General features: G+C 68.8%; 14 protein-coding genes. 5 read left to right on the forward strand and 9 right to left on the reverse strand.

Annotation, left to right across the window (positions count from 1 at the left end; all coding sequences use genetic code 11):
• Positions 1 to 352, forward strand: a 352-nt coding sequence (locus TFC3_RS17605) for an STAS domain-containing protein (protein ID WP_236718177.1), incomplete at its 5' end; no start/stop codon positions are given.
• Positions 353 to 418: 66 nt separating this feature from the next.
• On the forward strand, positions 419 to 1,258 hold the full coding sequence (locus TFC3_RS17610; RefSeq protein ID WP_255363806.1) for a serine hydrolase: 840 nt from the start codon (positions 419 to 421) through the stop codon (positions 1,256 to 1,258).
• A 147-nt stretch (positions 1,259 to 1,405) separates the two neighbouring features.
• Here the strand turns inward: TFC3_RS17610 and TFC3_RS17615 are convergent, their stop codons facing one another.
• Entirely contained in the window at positions 1,406 to 2,491 is a 1,086-nt protein-coding gene (locus TFC3_RS17615; RefSeq protein ID WP_236718179.1) for a cellulose binding domain-containing protein, read from the reverse strand.
• A gap of 75 nt (positions 2,492 to 2,566) precedes the next feature.
• On the reverse strand, positions 2,567 to 3,607 hold the full coding sequence (locus tag TFC3_RS17620) for an ROK family protein (RefSeq protein WP_067501013.1): 1,041 nt from the start codon (positions 3,605 to 3,607) through the stop codon (positions 2,567 to 2,569).
• 115 nt (positions 3,608 to 3,722) lie between these two features.
• On the opposite strand from TFC3_RS17620, the gene TFC3_RS17625 reads away from it, so the two are divergent.
• From TFC3_RS17625 to TFC3_RS17635, 3 genes are read left to right on the forward strand one after another with little or no spacing between them, the layout of a single operon-like run.
• Positions 3,723 to 5,222 carry a DUF1800 domain-containing protein gene (locus tag TFC3_RS17625; RefSeq protein WP_067501015.1) on the forward strand — a complete coding sequence of 500 codons (1,500 nt, stop codon included), beginning with the start codon at positions 3,723 to 3,725 and terminating at the stop codon, positions 5,220 to 5,222.
• A 5-nt stretch (positions 5,223 to 5,227) separates the two neighbouring features.
• Complete coding sequence (locus TFC3_RS17630; RefSeq protein WP_067501017.1) at positions 5,228 to 6,493, forward strand: DUF1501 domain-containing protein; 1,266 nt, start codon at positions 5,228 to 5,230, stop codon at positions 6,491 to 6,493.
• A gap of 17 nt (positions 6,494 to 6,510) precedes the next feature.
• Complete coding sequence (locus TFC3_RS17635) at positions 6,511 to 7,803, forward strand: serine hydrolase (RefSeq protein WP_067501019.1); 1,293 nt, start codon at positions 6,511 to 6,513, stop codon at positions 7,801 to 7,803.
• Here the strand turns inward: TFC3_RS17635 and TFC3_RS17640 are convergent.
• The 7 genes from TFC3_RS17640 to araB all read right to left on the reverse strand — a co-directional run bounded on the left by TFC3_RS17640 (position 7,790) and on the right by araB (position 17,185).
• Positions 7,790 to 9,061: a lipopolysaccharide assembly protein LapB gene (locus tag TFC3_RS17640; RefSeq protein WP_067501021.1), complete on the reverse strand. Its 1,272-nt coding sequence runs from the start codon at positions 9,059 to 9,061 to the stop codon at positions 7,790 to 7,792. The genes TFC3_RS17635 and TFC3_RS17640 overlap by 14 nt on opposite strands.
• 317 nt (positions 9,062 to 9,378) lie before the next feature.
• Positions 9,379 to 10,629, reverse strand: a complete 1,251-nt coding sequence (gene mmsB / locus TFC3_RS17645) for a multiple monosaccharide ABC transporter permease (RefSeq protein ID WP_067501023.1) — start codon at positions 10,627 to 10,629, stop codon at positions 9,379 to 9,381.
• Positions 10,626 to 12,146, reverse strand: coding sequence for a multiple monosaccharide ABC transporter ATP-binding protein (gene mmsA, locus TFC3_RS17650; protein WP_067506951.1), 1,521 nt, complete (start codon positions 12,144 to 12,146; stop codon positions 10,626 to 10,628). The genes mmsB and mmsA overlap by 4 nt, the downstream gene beginning before the upstream one ends.
• Before the next feature lie 23 nt (positions 12,147 to 12,169).
• Entirely contained in the window at positions 12,170 to 13,300 is a 1,131-nt protein-coding gene (gene chvE / locus TFC3_RS17655; RefSeq protein ID WP_067501025.1) for a multiple monosaccharide ABC transporter substrate-binding protein, read from the reverse strand.
• Between the two features lie 104 nt (positions 13,301 to 13,404).
• On the reverse strand, positions 13,405 to 14,892 hold the full coding sequence (gene araA / locus TFC3_RS17660; RefSeq protein ID WP_067501027.1) for an L-arabinose isomerase: 1,488 nt from the start codon (positions 14,890 to 14,892) through the stop codon (positions 13,405 to 13,407).
• Positions 14,889 to 15,557 carry an L-ribulose-5-phosphate 4-epimerase gene (locus tag TFC3_RS17665; RefSeq protein ID WP_082772472.1) on the reverse strand — a complete coding sequence of 223 codons (669 nt, stop codon included), beginning with the start codon at positions 15,555 to 15,557 and terminating at the stop codon, positions 14,889 to 14,891. The genes araA and TFC3_RS17665 overlap by 4 nt, the downstream gene beginning before the upstream one ends.
• 2 nt (positions 15,558 to 15,559) lie before the next feature.
• Complete coding sequence (gene araB, locus TFC3_RS17670; RefSeq protein WP_067501031.1) at positions 15,560 to 17,185, reverse strand: ribulokinase; 1,626 nt, start codon at positions 17,183 to 17,185, stop codon at positions 15,560 to 15,562.
• Positions 17,186 to 17,213 lie beyond the last annotated feature (28 nt).

Genomic DNA, 17,213 nt, shown 5'->3' on the forward strand with positions numbered 1-17,213 from the left:
GCAAGAAAGCGACACCCCCATGCAGGTCTCGGTCGCCCACCACCCGCCCAACACCGCCGTCCTCACGCTACGAGGCTCCCTCGACATCGACACCGCCCCCGCCTTGAAGGCCAACCTCGGCCGCCTGGTCGAACGCCCCACCCCGCACATCGTGGTCGACCTGGCCGACCTCGACTTCTGCGACTCCATGGGCGTGGGCGTCCTGGTCACCGCGCACGGCCGAGCCATGGAAAAGGGCGGCTGGGTCCGCTTGGCCGCGCCGTCGGGCTTCCTGCGCCGGCTGCTCGACACCCTGGGGCTGACCAGCTACCTGTCCCTGCACGAAGACGTCGAAACCGCCCTCAAGGACTGAACGATCCCCCTTCTCGACGACTTCATTCAAGCCAACGCCGACCGCGACCTCGGCGCGTACGGCATCATCGTGCACCGCGCTGGACTGCCCGACGTCGGGCATCGGTTCCGCTGCGATGATCGGGTCAACCTGTACTCGGTGGCGAAGACGTTCCCGGCGGTTGCGCTCGGGATGGCCTGCGCCGAGGGACGGCTCGACCTGGATGAGCGGTTCCTCGCGTACTTCCCGGAGCTTGGGCCGGTGGCCGCCGACGGGTTCGCCGAGGTGACGCTGCGGCACTTGGTCACGATGACGAGCGGGACCAGCCACAAGTGGTTTGCGCACGAGCGGATTGATGCGCCGGATCTGTTGCAGGACATCGTGGCGGCGCCGTTGGTGGCTGAGCCGGGTCAGCGGTTTGCCTACACGGGATCCGGGCCGTACGCGCTCGGGCGGGTGGTCGCGCGGGCGACGGGGGCGGACTTGCGGTCGTACCTCATGCCTCGGCTTTTCCGGCCTTTGGATCTGCACGATCCGGCCTGGCATGCGTGTCCGCTCGGATACCCGTTCGCCGAGAGCGAATTGTATCTGCGCACCGGTGAGCTCGCCCGGTTCGCTCAACTGTTGCTGCAGGACGGCGTTTGGAACGGCCGGAGAATTGTGCCGGCAGGCTGGGTCGAGCGAATGACTGCGGACGCCGTCAGTACGAGCGACAACACCCACGGCAAGCAATTCACCTACGGGTACGGTCTCGGCGTGTGGCTCGACCGCGGTGGGCGCTGCCGGATGGACGGCCACTTTGGACAGTACGCGGTGATCGATCCGTTATTGCGTGCGGCTGTGACGGTTACTGCCCATTCCGAGGGCGACGATCTGCTGCTCGATGCCATCCACGAATTGGTACTGGACCCGATTGCCGGCGCCTGAGGATTTCCGCCCTTCCCGCGGCGGATTCCTGTTCGGTGACGATGCCATGCCCGGGTGTGTCCCTCGGGCTTGCGGGTGGGTTGTGGAGCGAGCCGCCCCGGCGCCGGAGAGTCGGCGGTCGAGGCGGCCCGGGTTCGAGGTCCGGGGTCAGGCCCGGGTGCAGGGGGCGCCGTTGAGGGTGAAGGCCGCGGGGGTGGCGAAGGTGCCGCTGTACGTGCCCTGGAACCCGAACGACTGGCTGCTGCCGGCCGGGATGGTGGCGTTGAAGGCGACGTTTCTGGCTGTTATCGCGCCCGACGATCCGGTGAGGCCGGCGTTCCACGAGCTGGTGATCGCCTGGCCGGACGGCAACGTGAAGCCCAGCGTCCAGCCGTTGACCGCCGACGTGCCGGTGTTCGCCACTGTCACGTTTGCCGTGTAGCCGCCCTGCCACTGGTTGGTGCCGTAGCCAACCTGGCAAGAGGCGGTGGTCGGCGGCGGAGGAGTAGTGGTACCGCCGTTGACCGAGGCGGAGAAGGAGTTCACGGCCAGGCCCGCGCCGCCGATCCAGGGTTCGAAGCCGGCTTGGATGCTCGTGAGGTACCAGGCGCTGGTGATGGCTCCGCGGTTGCGGACGTCGGTGATGAAGTCCAGGACGCTGAAGCTCCAACTGGTGATCGGCGCGCTGGCTACGTACGAGATGACGGCATTTGCTCCGTTGCTGCCCTGCCACACCTGCCAGCTACGTCCGCCTATCGTGGCCGTGCCCACCACCGAGCCGATGGGTTGGATGTTTCCCTGGCGGTTGAACCAGATCATGATTTCCTGCTGGTTCACGCCGTCGGTTTTGGGTTGCGGGTCGAGCCAGATGTCGTAGGCCGCGTCGTAGGTGGCGCCGCTGACGTAGGTGTAGTCGATGCTGCTGGTGGCGCTGCTGATCTTGCTGACTTGCAGGGGCAGGTTCGTGCCGGGCGAGCAGTTCGTGTAGTGGCAGCCATAATAGATGGCCGGGTACGAGACGGGGGCGCCGCTGGTGTTGCCGGTGCCCTGCTGGCTGGCGATGCTGAACCCGGAGCCGGTGACGTTGATGCATTGCTCGGCGCTGGTGCCCCAGCGGTTGTTCATCACCGTGTAGCGCCCGGCCACGGTGGTCGATCCGTACTGATCGCAGATGCGGGTGTCGGCTTGGGCCTGGGCGGGAACGGCCACGGCGGCGAACGAGGCGGCGAGAAGCAGGGCGAGGAAACGTCTCACGGGAAGCTCCAAACGAGAGGATGGGAGCGCTCCCAAGCCACGGTACCGAAAGCTCATCGACAAGTGAAGATGTATTCAAGCGGCGACGGTGTCGAGGGCGGCCACTGCCGCACCTCGCGCGCCGGCCATGTCGAGATCCGGCACCAGCGCGAACGTCGCGGCCTCCTGCTGCTCCCGGCGCAGCTGCGTGTTCTCGCGCACCGTGTTGAGGAACCACTGCCGGAAGTGCGGTGCCGCTTCCACCACTCCCCCGCCCAGGAAGTACGCGTGCGGATCTGTGAAGTTGGCAGCGATCGTGAACAGCTTGCCGATCGCCTTGGCCTGCTGACCGAACACCGCCAGGGCCAGCGGGTCCTCCCTCTCCCCGTAGCCGCGCAGCAGCTTGGCCGCCTCGCCGATCGGCTCCTGGGTGAGCGGGTGGTCCGGGAAACGCTGGAGCCAGTACGGCAGCAGGTTCTTTGCGATGCCGGTCAGCGACGCAATGCTCTCCACGTCGCCCTCGAAACCGCAGTTGCACAACGGCACGGGCTGGTCCTGCTCCAGCACCCCGTGCAGCGGGATCTGCACGTGCCCGAGCTCACCGGCCATCCCGGCTGCCCCGCTGACCACCTTGCCGCCCTCGACCACGCCGCCGCCCAGGCCGGTGCCGACGATGGCGGCCACCGAGGAGGTCAGCGCCGCCTCGGCACCGAAGTGGCGGTGGTGGGCGTACAGCGCGGCCGCGTTGGCGTCGTTGGCATAGATCACCGGCAGGCCGAGGCGCGCCTCCAGGGCGCCGCGGATGTCGAAGCCGTGCCAGGACACCTGCGAGAAGTTCGTCGAGCCCTTGGAGGAGATGACCCCGGCGGCCGTCGCCGGGCCCGGGGTGTCCAGCCCGACCGCGCGCACCAGGCTGAGCGGGGTGCTGGTCAGCTCGAGGATGCCGGTGAACGCCTCGGCGAGGGACTCGACAGCCATCTCGGGGCCGTCCTGCACCCGGCTCGGGTTCTCCACGAGCCGGTCCACCAGGTATTGCCCGGTGCCGTCCAGGACGGTGGCGTTGTTGCAGGTGCCGCCGTTGTCGAGGCCCACCACGACCCAGGACGCGGGGGTTCGTACCGCATCGATGTGATCCACGCAACAGAGCGTACTTCCGAGAGCGCCGCGAAGCGACGGGTGCGAGCGGATTGCAGGTGGTGAGCATTGGGTTGCGCACCCGCTGGAGAAGGCAACAGCGGCCGAACGGCTGGGCATGAAGACGACTCGCCGGGCCGTTCTTGCCGCCTCCACTGCTGCCGCTGTTGCCGTCGCCGTTGACGCTGCCCCGGCCGCCGCTGCCGCTGTCCAGCCGGAGATCGACTTCACCCAGCACCTGATCCGCCGCGCCACATTCGGCCCCACCCCGGCCCTGCTGGCCGAGGTCAAGCAGCTGGGCGCCGAGGGCTGGCTGGACCGCCAGCTCAACCCCGAGGGCCTTGCCGATGCCGATCTGGACGCACTGCTCACGCGCCTGCCACTGGCCAGCGCCGACATCGCCACGGTACGAGCAAAGCTCCCCAAGCACTCCTACGACGCCTTCGGTCAGCTCGGTCGCGCCACGGTGGCCCGAGCGGCCTGGAGCAACCGCCAACTGTTCGAGGTGACCGCCGCGTTCTGGGCCAACCACCTGCACATCTCCGCACCCTCCAGCGGGGTGTGGGACAGCCGCCCGGACTACGACAAGTCGGTGACGCGCCGGCACACGTTCGGCCGGTTCGCCGACATGCTCAAGGCCTCGGCCCGGCACCCGGCGATGCTGACGTACCTGGACAACCGCTCGTCGACCAGGACGCTGCCGAACGAGAACTATGCGCGCGAGCTGATGGAGTTGCACACCGTCGGCATGATCTACAGCGAGGCCGACGTCAAGGCGGCCGCCAAGCTGCTCACCGGGCTCACCGTGACCTCGGCGGGCACGTACACGTACACGGCATCGAAGCACGCGACCGGTGCCGTGCAGATCCTCGGGTTCAGCCACGCGAACGCGACGGCGGCCGGTGGTGAGGACGCGGCGATGGCGCTGCTGGACTACCTGGCCACGCACCCCGCGACCGCCGAGCGGATCGCGACCAAGCTCTGCGTGCGCTTCGTGGCCGATGAGGCGCCTGCTTCGCTGGTGGCTGAGCTGGCCAGGATCTACCTCGCCAACGGTACGGCCATTGCCCCCGTTCTCAAGGTGCTCTTCCTCTCCCCGGAGTTCGCCGCGTCCACCGGCCAGAAGCTGCGCACGCCGTTCGAGGACCTCACCGCCACCCTGCGCGCGCTGGGTCTGGGCCCGGAGAAGTCGGGCACCGCCGCCCTCGACGCGCTGTACAACAACCTGGTCAACGCGGGCAACGCGCCCTTGCGGTGGAGCCCGCCCAACGGCTTCCCCGACGTGGCCGCCGCGTGGGCCTCCCCCTCGGCGTTTCTGATCCGGTGCAACAACCACTTGAACCTCGCGGCCGGTTGGTACCCCAAGCAGCTCACCCGCCCCGCCGACCTGCTCACCTCCCTCGTGCCCGTGCTGCCCCGCACGTACGGCGACCTGGTCGACGCGCTGGCCGTGCGGCTGACAGGTGCCAAACTTCCCGTCGCGCACACCGCCGCCGTGCTCAGTGTCGCGGGCAAGCTGCCGACCAGTTCTTTGACCAGCTCCGACAAGGCGCTCGCGGGGCACGTGCCGTACCTGGTGGCCCTCGTGCTCGACGCGCCGTCCTTCCAGCTGAGGTGAAACCCGTGCAGAACTGCTGCGACGAGAACGCCCGTCTGACCCGGCGTGGCCTGCTCGGCCGGGGCGTCGCCATCGGTGGTGCCGCCGCGCTGACCGGGCTCGTCGGGGAGGGACTGTCGACGCGGCTGGCGTACGCCTCGGGCACCTACACCGGCGACACCGTCGTGGTGCTGTCGCTGCGCGGTGGCTTCGACGGGTTGTCGGCCATCGCACCGATCGGCGACCCCGGCTACTACCAGGCCCGCCCCAGCATCGCGGTGCCGAAGAGCTCGGTCATCGCCGGCAACACCATGTTCGGGCTCAACCCGGCGCTCGCCCCGCTGCTGCCCCTGTGGAACGCCGGCAACCTGGCCGCCGTGCACGCGGTCGGCCAGCCCAACCCGACCCGCTCGCACTTCGCCGCGATGGAGGAGATGGAACGCGCCGCGGCCGGTACGTCGGTGCGCAGCGGCTGGCTCGACCGCATGCTGGGCATGAGCGGCGCCACCGGCCCGCTCGCCGGGGTCTCGGTCGGCAACGCGATGCCCGCACGGCTGCTCGCCGGGCCGTCCACCGACGTGTCGATGACCTCGATCGACGGGTTCACCCTGGCCGGCGAGGCCGCCAAGCGCCCGATGGCCGCCGCGCTGCGCGCCATGTACAGCGACGCCCCTGACCTGCTCGCCGGTCCCGCACTCGCCGCCGGCGCCGCGTTGACCGCCACCACCTCGCTGCGCGCCTCGGCGTACGCCCCGGCCAGCGGTGCCGTCTACCCGAAGACGCCGGCGGGGGCCGCACTGCGCGACGTTGCCCGGCTGATCAAGGCGAACACGGGCCTGGTCGCGGCGGCCGTGGACTCCGGGGACTGGGACATGCACGAGGGCCTGGGCACCGCGGTCAAGGGCCAGCGCATGTACGACAACCTCGCCGAGGTGTCCTCGGCTCTCGCGGCCTTCGCCACCGACCTCGGCCCGGCCGGCATGGCCAACGTGACGGTGGTGACGGTCAGCGAGTTCGGCCGCCGGGTCGCCGAGAACGCCTCGCGCGGCGTCGACCACGGCCACGGCAACGCGATGCTGCTGATGGGCGGCGGCATCAAGGGCGGCACGGTGTACTCGAAGTGGCCCACCCTCGCCCCGGCCGCCCTGGCCGACGGGGACCTGGCCGCGACCACCGACTACCGCTCGGTGATCGGCGAGATCCTGCAGAAACGCTGCGGTTTCGGCGCCCTCGACGAGGTCTTCCCCGGCGTCACCCCGTCCAGTTTCGGGTTGGCCGCTGCTCGCTCCTGAGCTCGTCTTGTGGCAGCATGCGGCGGGTGCTGATTTCTCGCCGCACCGCCCTCGCCACCGGTCTGACCGCCGCCGTCTCGGCGCTGGCCGGCTGCCGCACGCCGTCGACCGACGCCGCCTGGGCCGCGGGCGCCGCCCCGCTGCCGCAGCCGAGCACGAGTCCGGCTCCGCTGGTCAAGCCGGTACCGGTCAGCGGTGTGCGTCCGATCCTCAGCAAGTATCTGAAGCCGACGCCGGACAACCCGGAGCACCCGGGCTACGCAGGAGCGGTCGCGCTGGTCACCCAGGGTGGCAGGACCGTGCTGAACACCGCGGTCGGGCATGCCGTGCGCTACAAGGCCGGTCCGGTCGAGTTGCCGGCCGCGCAGCGGGTCACCATGCGCAGCGACGCGATCTTCGACCTGGCCTCGCTGACCAAGGTCTACACCGCGCTGCTCGTCCTGCAGCTCGTCGACCGGGGCACAGTCGACCTCGAAGCGCCGATCAAGACCTATCTGCCGGACTTCACGGGTACGAACAAAGCAGCCGTCACCGTCGCGCACCTGCTCGCCCACACGTCTGGGTTGCCGGCCGGCGCCAAGGTCACCGGGTTCGCCGACAACACCGCGCGCTGGCGCTCGGTCATGACCACCCCACTGGTGTCCGGCGCTGTTCCCGGGGCCACGTTCCGCTACTCCAGCGTCGGGCTGATGGTGCTCGGGCGCCTGGTCGAGAAGTTGACCGGTGCCACCCTCGACAAGGCGGTGCGCGACAACCTGACCACGCCGCTGGGACTCGAGGACACCGGGTTCAAGCCACTGACCTGGGTGGCCGACAAGAACCGGCTGGTCGCCACGGACGCGCGGACCTCGCGGGGTCTGCTGCGCGGCACAGTGCACGACGACGTGGCCAACATCCTCGGCGGCGTGGCCGGGCACGCGGGCATGTTCGCCAGCGCCCGCGACGTCACCGTGATCGGTCAGCTCATGCTCAACGGCGGCACGTACGGCGGCAAGCGGCTGCTGTCGGCCGAGGTGCTCAAGAAGGCGCTGACCAACGTCAACAAGGGTAAGAAGGCGATCGACCCGGACCGGCCCGGCCGCAGCGCCGACCACGGGCTCGGGGTGGAGCTGAACCAGCCGTGGTTCATGGGCAAGCTGGCCGCACCGGGCAGCTTCGGGCACACGGGGTTCACGGGAACGAGTCTTCTGGTCGTACCGGACAGGCAATTGGTGGTGGCTCTGCTGACGAATCGGGCGCACCCGAACTGGAGCTGGTCCAACCCGGACACTCACCGGGTGGCAGTGCACAACGCGCTCAGCGGCCGCTGATCCGATTGACCTGCTGACGCCAGTGCCGGGCGGCCTGCGGGTCGCCCGCGTCCTCCTCCACCTGGGCCAGCCCCAGCATGGCGGCCATCGCCACGTCGGCGTGACCGGTGGCCAGTGCGCGGTGATACCAGTAGCGGGCGGTGTCCCACTCCTTGTCGACATGGTCGAGGTTGCCCAGCGCTTTCATTGCCGGCGGCGCGCTCTCCGGGTGGTCGGTGTCGACCGTGCGCTGCCACCAGCGGCGAGCTGCCTCGGTGTCGCCCTCGTCCAGCGCCATGCTGCCCAGCAGCAGCATCACCGGGGCCAGCGCCGGGTCACCGGTGTCGGCCAGCGTCTCGCACCAGCGGCGGGTCGCGGCGACCTCACCACGGTCGTACGCACTCAGCGCCACCCGCAACCGGGCCGCGCCGTCCAGGGTGTTGCAGGCGTGTTCCCAGACCGCATCGCAGATCGGTTCGTGGAGCACCACCGCCAGCAGCGGGTGCGCCCGGAAATGCCCGCCGGGCACCGGGTCGACCAGCCGCGGCTGAGCAGTCACCGCCCAGGCCAGCGCACGAGCGAAGTCGGCGCCGGGTAGCTGCCGCTCGTACAGGCGCTTGAGCAGCCCGCGGTGCAGGCGGCCGGGCATGCCGATGCGGGCCCAGTCGCTCACCACGCGCACCAACGTGCGGCGTTGCACCGAGGCATCTTCGAGCAGGTGCTGCACCCGGCTCAGGTCCACGTTGTGGCGGCGGGTGCGCACGGCGATGATGTGGGCGTACCGGGAAAGGGCACTGACGGTGTGCGCCGGCACATGCGTGCCGGTCATCGTCTCGGTATCGGCGGTGACGCAGAGGCGCAGGCCCTCGCGCAGCAGGCGTGGGTCGAGCTGGTCGAGCAGGGCCGGGCTCAGCGCGTCGAGCCACACCACCGCCCGACCGCCGTGTTTGAGGAAGGGGGCCGCTGCGGCGACGATGCGGTGCAGGCTCAGGGCCGGATCGCTGAGCGGTACGAGCAGAGTGTGCTCGCCGAGGTGCCTGCGCACGCCTTCGGCCAGGGCGCGGCTGGCCCCGGTGAGGCGGTGGCCGTGCACGATGGTGATCTGCCGTTCGCCGGTCAGCGCGCGGTCGATCTCGCGGTCATGCTCGCGCGGGGTGTACGGGATGGGCCCGGGATGCACGCCGAACGCAGCGAGGGGCATCCGCCCGATCGGGCCTGGCGCCGGACTCCACAGCGCCCGCGTGTGCCACATCGCCACCACCGTGTCGTCGACGATCACTTGGGGTTACCGATCGGCGCCCGCTGAAGTGACGAGGTTTCATCCTCGCGTCACCCATGTTTCGAGTCGTCGTTCGATTCGGCTCAATGTACCCGCTCGCCGGAAAATGCGAAGGGCGGCGACCGTGCCGGCCGCCGCCCTTCAACCCCTTGTCACCCCTCCCGCCGGGCACGCCGGCGTGAGCCTTTCGTCAGCGCCGCTTCGGTTCAGCACTGCTTCGAATCAGCACTGCTTCAGTTCGGCACTGCTCTCGTTCAGCACTGCTTTGCATCAGCACTGCTTCGGTTCGGCACTGCTTTGCATCGGCGCTGCTTGAGTCAGCGCGAGGCGCCGGCGCGGCGCTTGGTGTAGACGTCGAAGGCCACCGCGGCGAGCAGGACGGCGCCCTTGACGAGCATGACCCGCTCGCTGGGGGAACCGATCAGGCTCATGCCGTTGTTGATGACGCCCATGATCAGACCACCGGTGATCGCGCCGACCACCTTGCCGACACCACCCTGCACCGCGGCGCCGCCGATGAAGGCCGCCGCGATGGCGTCCAGCTCGAAGGAGTCACCGGCGGTCGGGTTGGCCTGGTTGAGCCGGCCCGCGAAGATGATGCCGGCTACCCCGGCCAGCACGCCCATGTTGACGAACAGCCAGAACACCACGCTCTTGACCTTGACGCCGGACAGCGTCGCGGCCTGCAGGTTGCCGCCGACCGCGTAGATCTGACGGCCGAAGACCGCCCGGTTGGTCAGCACCGAGTAGCCGATCACCAGCACGGCGAGCAGCACCAGCACCCAGGGCAGGTTGCGGAACCGGGCGAGCTGGATGACCACGAACATCAGGATCGCCGCGGCCACGACCAGCTTGCCGATGAACATCGCGAGTGGCTCGACCGCCTGGTTGTACTTCACCCGGCCGGCGCGGGCACGCCACTGGGTCCAGACGATTGCGGCGACCGCGAGCACGCCGATCAGGATGCTGAACAGGTCGGCCCCGCCCAGCGCTCCCAGGCCGATGTTGCCGAGGTAGCCGTCGGTGAAGCCGTTGGACAGCGTGCGGACCTCGTCCGGGAACGGGCCGATACCGCGGTTACCCAGGATCATCAGCGTGACCGCGCGGAACAGCAGCATGCCGGCCAGCGTGACGATGAACGCCGGGATGCCGAAGTACGCCACCCAGTAGCCCTGCCATGCCCCGATCAGGCCGCCGAACACCAGCGTGATCAGCAGCGCGAGCGGCCACGGCACGTTGTGGTCAACCATCATGATGGCCGCGAACGCGCCGCTGGCCGCGACGACCGAGCCGACCGACAGGTCGATGTGCCCGGCGATGATGATCAGGATCATGCCGATCGCCAGAACCAGGATGTAGGAGTTCTGCACGACGATGTTGCTGATGTTCTGCGGAGCGAGCAGGTCGCCGCCGGTCAGGATCGTGAACAGCACCACGATCAGCGCGAACGCGATGTAGATGCCGCTCTGGCGCAGGTTCAGGTTGAACCTGCGCGGTGCGTTCCCCGGCTCGGAGGCCGAGGGCGTGCCGAGCGCGAGGTCGGCATTCGTGGGGGCAACGCTGGTCACCGCGGGACCTCCTGTCCGTGGGCAGTCATGAGGGTCATCAGGCCCTCCTGGGTCGCCTCGGCGCGAGCCACCTCACCGGTGATCCGCCCCTCGGCCAGGGTGTAGATGCGATCGCAGAGCCCGAGCAGCTCGGGCAGCTCGCTGGAGATCACCAGCACGCCCTTGCCCTGGTCGGCCAGCCGGTTGATGATCGTGTAGATCTCGTACTTGGCGCCCACGTCGATGCCGCGGGTGGGCTCGTCGAGGATCAGCACCTCAGGATCGGTGAAGATCCACTTCGACAGCACCACCTTCTGCTGGTTACCGCCGGAGAGCTTGCCCACCACACTGCCGACGCTGGGCGCCTTGATGTTCATGGACTTGCGGTAGTCGTCGGCGACCTTGAACTCCTCGTTGTCGTCGACCCAGCCGCCCTTGGCCAGCTTGCGCAACCCCGCCGCGGAGACGTTGCGCTTGATGTCCTCGATCAGGTTCAGCCCGTAGCGCTTGCGGTCCTCGGTGGCGTACGCGATGCCGTGGCGGATCGCATCCTGCACCGACTTGAGCGTGACCTCTTTGCCGTCGCGGTAGATGCGCCCGGAGATGTTGGTGCCGTACGAGCGGCCGAAGACGCTCATCGCGAGTTCGGTACGACCGGCGCCCATCAGCCCGGCCAGCCCGACGATCTCGCCGCGGCGCACCGAGAGGTTGGCCTCGCGCACCACGACCCGGCCGTGCTGGGTGGGGCTGTGCACGGTCCAGTCCTCGATCCGCAGCACCTCTTCGCCCACGTTCGGCTCGTGCGGCGGGAACCGGTGGTCCAGGTCGCGCCCGACCATGCCGGAGATGATCCGGTCCTCGGTCACGTCGCCCCCGGCCAGGTCCAGCGTGGTGATCGTCTTGCCGTCCCGGATGATGGTGACCCGGTCCGAGATCGCCATGACCTCGTTGAGCTTGTGCGAGATGATCACGCAGGTGATGCCCTCGTCGCGCAGGCCGCGCAGCAGCTCGAGCAGGTGCGCCGAGTCCTCGTCGTTGAGCGCCGCGGTGGGCTCGTCGAGGATGAGCAGCTTGACGTCCTTGCTGATCGCCTTGGCGATCTCGACGAGCTGCTGCTTGCCGACGCCGAGGTCGACCACCTGTGTGGTCGGGTTCTCGCGCAGACCCACGCGGCGCAGGAGCTGAGCCGCTGCCGCGTTGGTCTTGTTCCAGTCGATCATCCCGCGGGTGGCCTGCTCGTTGCCGAGGAAGATGTTCTCCGCGATCGACAGGTTCGAGGCGAGCGCCAGCTCCTGGTGGATGATGACGATGCCCCGGTGCTCGCTGTCGCGGATGCCGGCGAACCGGCACGGCTCGCCGTCGAAGAGGATCTCTCCGTCGTACGAGCCGTGCGGGTAAACGCCCGACAGCACCTTCATCAGCGTGGACTTGCCGGCGCCGTTCTCCCCGCAGATCGCAAGGATCTCTCCGCGGCGCACGTCCAGGTTGACATCCTGCAGGGCCTTGACGCCGGGGAACGTCTTGGTGATGCCCTGCATCTGAAGGATGATGTCGGACCCGGTCACTTCAGGTCGGCCTCGGTGTAGTAACCCGAGTCGACGAGCTCCTTCTTGTAGTTGCCCTTGTCGACAACCACCGAGTCCAGCAGCATCGACGGAACGACCTTGACACCGTTGTTGTAGTCGGTGGTGTTGTTGGTCTTCGGAGTCTGGCCCTTGAGCACGGCGTCGGCCATCTCGACGGTGGTCTTGGCCAGCGCGCGGGTGTCCTTGTAGATGGTGCTGTACTGCTCCCCGCGGATGATCGACTTGACCGAGGCGGCCTCGGCGTCCTGGCCGGTCACGGTCGGGTAGGGCTGCGCGGCGGTGCCGTAGCCGTTGCTCTTGAGCGCGGAGAGGATACCGATCGACAGACCGTCGTAGGGCGAGAGCACGCCGTCGACCTTGGCGCCGTCGCGGTAGGTGGAGGTGAGCAGGTTCTCCATCCGGTCCTGGGCGACCTTGGGCTGCCAGCGCAGGGTGGCGGCCTGCTCGAACTTGGTCTGGCCGCTCTTGACGGTCAGGACCTTCTTGTCGATGTAGGGCTGCAGCACGCTCATCGCGCCGTTGAAGAAGAAGGTCGCGTTGTTGTCATCCGGCGACCCGGCGAACAGCTCGATGTTGAACGGGCCCTTGGCGCTGCCCTCGGAGCCGTCGGCGTTGAGCACCTTGAGGCCGGTCAGCAGCGAGGTGGCCTGCTGCACGCCGACCTTGTTGTTGTCGAACGTTGCGTAGTAGTCCACGTTCGGGCTGTTGCGGATCAGGCGGTCGTAGGCGATGACCGGGATGTTGGCGGCCTTGGCGTTCTCCAGCTGGGTGGTGATCGCGGTGCCGTCGATCGAGGCGATGATCAGCAGCTTGGCGCCCTTGGTGATCTGGTTGTCGAGCTGCTGGGTCTGCGTCGGGATCTTGTCCTCGGCGTACTGCAGGTCGACCTTGTAGCCCAGCGCCTCGAGCTGCTTCTTGACGTTGTCGCCGTCGCTGATCCAGCGCTCGGAGGACCGGGTCGGCATGGTGACGCCGATCAGCGCTCCCTTGTTGTCGGCGCCGGAGCCGCTGCCCTGGTCGACGGTCTTCTCGCTGGAACCGCACGCGGCCATCGAGACCGCCAGCGTCATGGCCGTGGCCACTGACGCAAGCCGGGTGAACTTCATCGTTTCTCCTATGGACTCTCGCACAAGTGGGATGACTATCACGCAAGTACGATCAGAAGTGAACAGTTCTGGACAACGTTGTTAGCGGGACGTTACCTAGTCCGTCAGCCGGGGAACTGGCGGTAATACGCCTGGTTCCAGCGCACCCGGTCGGCGAAGTCGTGGGCGGTCGTTGACTCATCGATCACGAGCAATTCGGTGTGCAGCATCGTGGCGAAATCGCGCAGTGCTTCCACCCCCACGGCCTGGGTCAGCACCGTGTGGTGCGGCCCGCCCGCGGTCAGCCAGGCCTCGGCGGACGTGGACAGCGAAGGAGCCGGTTTCCAGACCGCGCGGGCCACCGGCAGCGCGGGCAACGGCTCGTCCGGCGCGGTCACCTCGATGGTATTGGCAACCAGCCGGAAACGGTCCCCGAGGTCGGCCATGCCGATCACCACGCCATCACCGGGCCTGGCGTCGAAGACCAGGCGCACCGGGTCCTCGCGGTTGCCGATGCCCAGCGGGTGGATCTCGCAGGACGGCTTGTCCGCGGTGATCGTCGGGCACACCTCGAGCATGTGCGCGCCCAAAATCTTCTGCTCGCCGGGGCCGAAATGGTACGTGTAGTCCTCCATGAACGAGGTGCCGCGCCCGGTGCCCGTACCCATGGCCTTGACGGCAGCCAGCAGAGCCGAGGTCTTCCAGTCGCCCTCGCCGCCGAAGCCGTAGCCGTCGGCCATCAACCGCTGCACGGCCAGGCCGGGTAGCTGGCGCAGGCCCCCAAGGTCCTCGAAGTTACTGGTGAACGCGCCGAACCCGCCGTCGGTGAGGAATTGGCGCAACCCGGCCTCGATGCGCGCGGCATAGCGCAGCGAGTCGTGCCGCTCGCCGCCGTGGGCCAACCCGGGGTCCAGGGTGTACGCGTCGGCGTACTGCTCGACCAGATCGTCGATCGCCTTGTCCTCGACCGCCTCGACCACCTCGACCAGGTCGTTCACGCCGTAGGTGTTCACCGAGACGCCGAACTTGAGCTCGGCCTCGACCTTGTCACCCTCGGTGACCGCCACGCCACGCATGTTGTCGCCGAAGCGGGCGAGCTTGAGCCCGCGCAGGTGGTTCGCGCCGGCCGCGGCCCGCGCCCAGCCCTCGATGCGGGCGATCAGGTCCGGGTCGCAGGCGTGCCCGGCCACGGTCTTGCGGGCCACGCCGAGGCGGGTCTGGATGTAGCCGAACTCCCGGTCGCCGTGCGCGGCCTGGTTGAGGTTCATGAAGTCCATGTCGATGGACGACCACGGCAGCGCCCGGTTGAGCTGGGTGTGCAGGTGCAGCAGCGGCTTGCGCAGCGCGTCCAGGCCGGTGATCCACATCTTGGCCGGGGAGAACGTGTGCATCCAGGCGATCACGCCGATGACCGCCGGATCGGCGTTGGCCTCGATCATGACCTGGCGGATCGACGGACTGTCGGTCAGCACCGGCTTGCCCACGAGGTCGGCGCCGAGCCCGCCGGCGACCAGCATCTGCTGGATCTGGCGGGACTGGTCGGCGACCTGCTCGAGGGTCTCGGGGCCGTAGAGGTGCTGGCTGCCGGTCAGGAACCAGATCTGGGGCTTCACTTGGCGGGCTCCTGTCCGTAGACGTTCTGGTAGCGGGCGTAAAGGCTGTCGATGTGTGCCTGTTCGATCGGCAGCGGCCGGCCTATCTGCCGGGAGATGTGCACGGTCCTGGCGACGTCCTCGCACATGACGGCGGCCTTGACCGCAGCCTTGGCGGACTTCCCGATCGTGAACACGCCGTGGTTGCGCATGAGCACGGCCGGTGACCGGTGCTCGCGCAGCGTCTCGACGATGCCCTGGCCGATCGAGTCGTCGCCGATCAGCGCAAACGGCCCGACCGGGATCTCCCCGCCGAACTCGTCGGCGATCATCGTCAGCACGCACGGGATCGGCTCGGCGCGCGCGGCCCACGCGGTGGCGTACGTGGAATGGGTGTGCACCACCCCGCCCACGTGCGGCAGGTGCTTGTACACGTAGGCATGCGCGGCGGTGTCGCTGGACGGGCTGAGCTCGCCCTCGACCAGGTTGCCCCCGAGGTCGGTGACCACCATGTTGTCCGCGGTGATGTCCTCGTAGCGGACTCCGGAGGGCTTGATGACCAGCAGGTCCTCGCCGGGCACCCGGGCCGAGACGTTGCCCGCGGTCCACACCACGAGTTCGTTGCGCGGCAGCTCGGCGTGCAGCTCGGCGACCTCCTGGCGCTTCTGCTTGATCAGCGCGGCGATGCTCACGCGCTCACCACCCGGCGCTGGATCGCCTTGAGCTTGCGCATGACCTTGTTCTCGCCGCGGCCGAAGTAGTCGTGCAACCGGGTGTACTCCTCGAACAGCTCGTCGTAGACCGCGCCGGCCTCGGGGTCGGGCTGGTAGACGGCCTCCTGCTTGCTGCCCATCACCGCGGCAGCGGCCCGCACATCCGGGTACGCCCCGGCCGCGGCGGCAGCGTGGATGGCCGAGCCGAGCGCGGGGCCCTGGTCCGAGCCGATCAGCGACAGCGGGCGCTTGAGCACGTCGGCGTAGATCTGCATGACCAGCGGGTTCTTCTGCAACCCACCGGCGACGACGAACTCGCGCACAGCCACGCCGGCGTTCTCGAACGTCTCGACGATGGTGCGGGTGCCGTACGCGGTGGCCTCGATGACCGCGCGGTAGACGTCCTCGGGTCTGGTCGCCAGCGTCTCGCCGACCACCAGGCCGGACAGCTCGTGGTCGACCAGCACCGAGCGGTTGCCGCTGTGCCAGTCGAGCACCAGCAGGCCGTGCTGACCAGGCTTCTGCTTCGCGGCCAGTTCAGTCAACTTCTCGTGGGTCCAGGTCGGCGGCACGTAGTGGGCGAAGATGTCCCCGACACCGCTCTGCCCGGCCTCGTACCCGTAGGAACCGGCCACGATGCCGCCGTCGACCACGCCGCACATGCCCGGCACGACCTTGACGTCGTTGTCATTCATCACGTGACAGGTCGACGTGCCCATGATGGCCACCATCTGACCCGCTTCGAGCGCCTGCGCGGCGGCCGAGGTGACGTGCGCGTCGACGTTGCCGACCGCGACCGTGATGCCCTGAGGCAGCCCGGTCCACTCGGCGGCCTGCGCGCTCAGCGTGCCGGCCGCCTCGCCGAGCTGCCCGATCGGCTGGTCCAGCTTGTCGGCGACGAAGCTCGCGAACGCCGGGTTGAGCTCGCCGAGAAACTCCCGCGAGGGGTAGTGACCGTCCTGGCGGATGCCCTTGTACCCGGCGGTGCAGGCGTTGCGCACGTAGCTGCCGGTGAGCTGCCAGACGATCCAGTCGGCGGCCTCGACCCAGCGGTCCATGGCCGCGTACACCTCGGGGTCCTCCTCCAGGACCTGCAGGCCCTTGGCGAACTCCCACTCCGAGGAGATGAACCCGCCGTAGCGCGGCAGCCACGACTCGCCGCGCTTGGCGGCGAGCTGGTTGATGCGGTCGGCGTGCTGCTGGGCGGCGTGGTGGCGCCACAGTTTGACGTACGCGTGCGGGCGGTCGGCGAACTGCGGCACCTCGTTGAGCGGGGTGCCGTCCGCGGTGGCCGGGACCATCGTGCACGCCGTGAAGTCGGTGCCGATGCCGATGACCTCGGACGCGTCGATACCGGCGGCTCGTACGGCGGCGGGCACCGCGGTCCTGAGCACCTCGACGTAGTCGGCGGGCACCTGCAGGGCCCAGCCGGGGCCGAGCCGGGTGCCGCCCGGCAGGGCCTCGGTGAGCACGGCGTGCGGGTATTCGTGAACAGCGGAACCGAGTTCGGCGCCGTCGCAGACGCGGACAACAACAGCGCGTCCGCTCAGGGTGCCGTAGTCGACGCCGATCACATAGGACCCGGACGGTGCGACGGACATGGTGACGTACCTCCGCGAAGGGGGGATC

This window comes from Actinoplanes sp. TFC3 (genome assembly GCF_001553785.1).
In the GTDB taxonomy this organism is placed as follows: Bacteria; Actinomycetota; Actinomycetes; order Mycobacteriales; family Micromonosporaceae; genus Actinoplanes.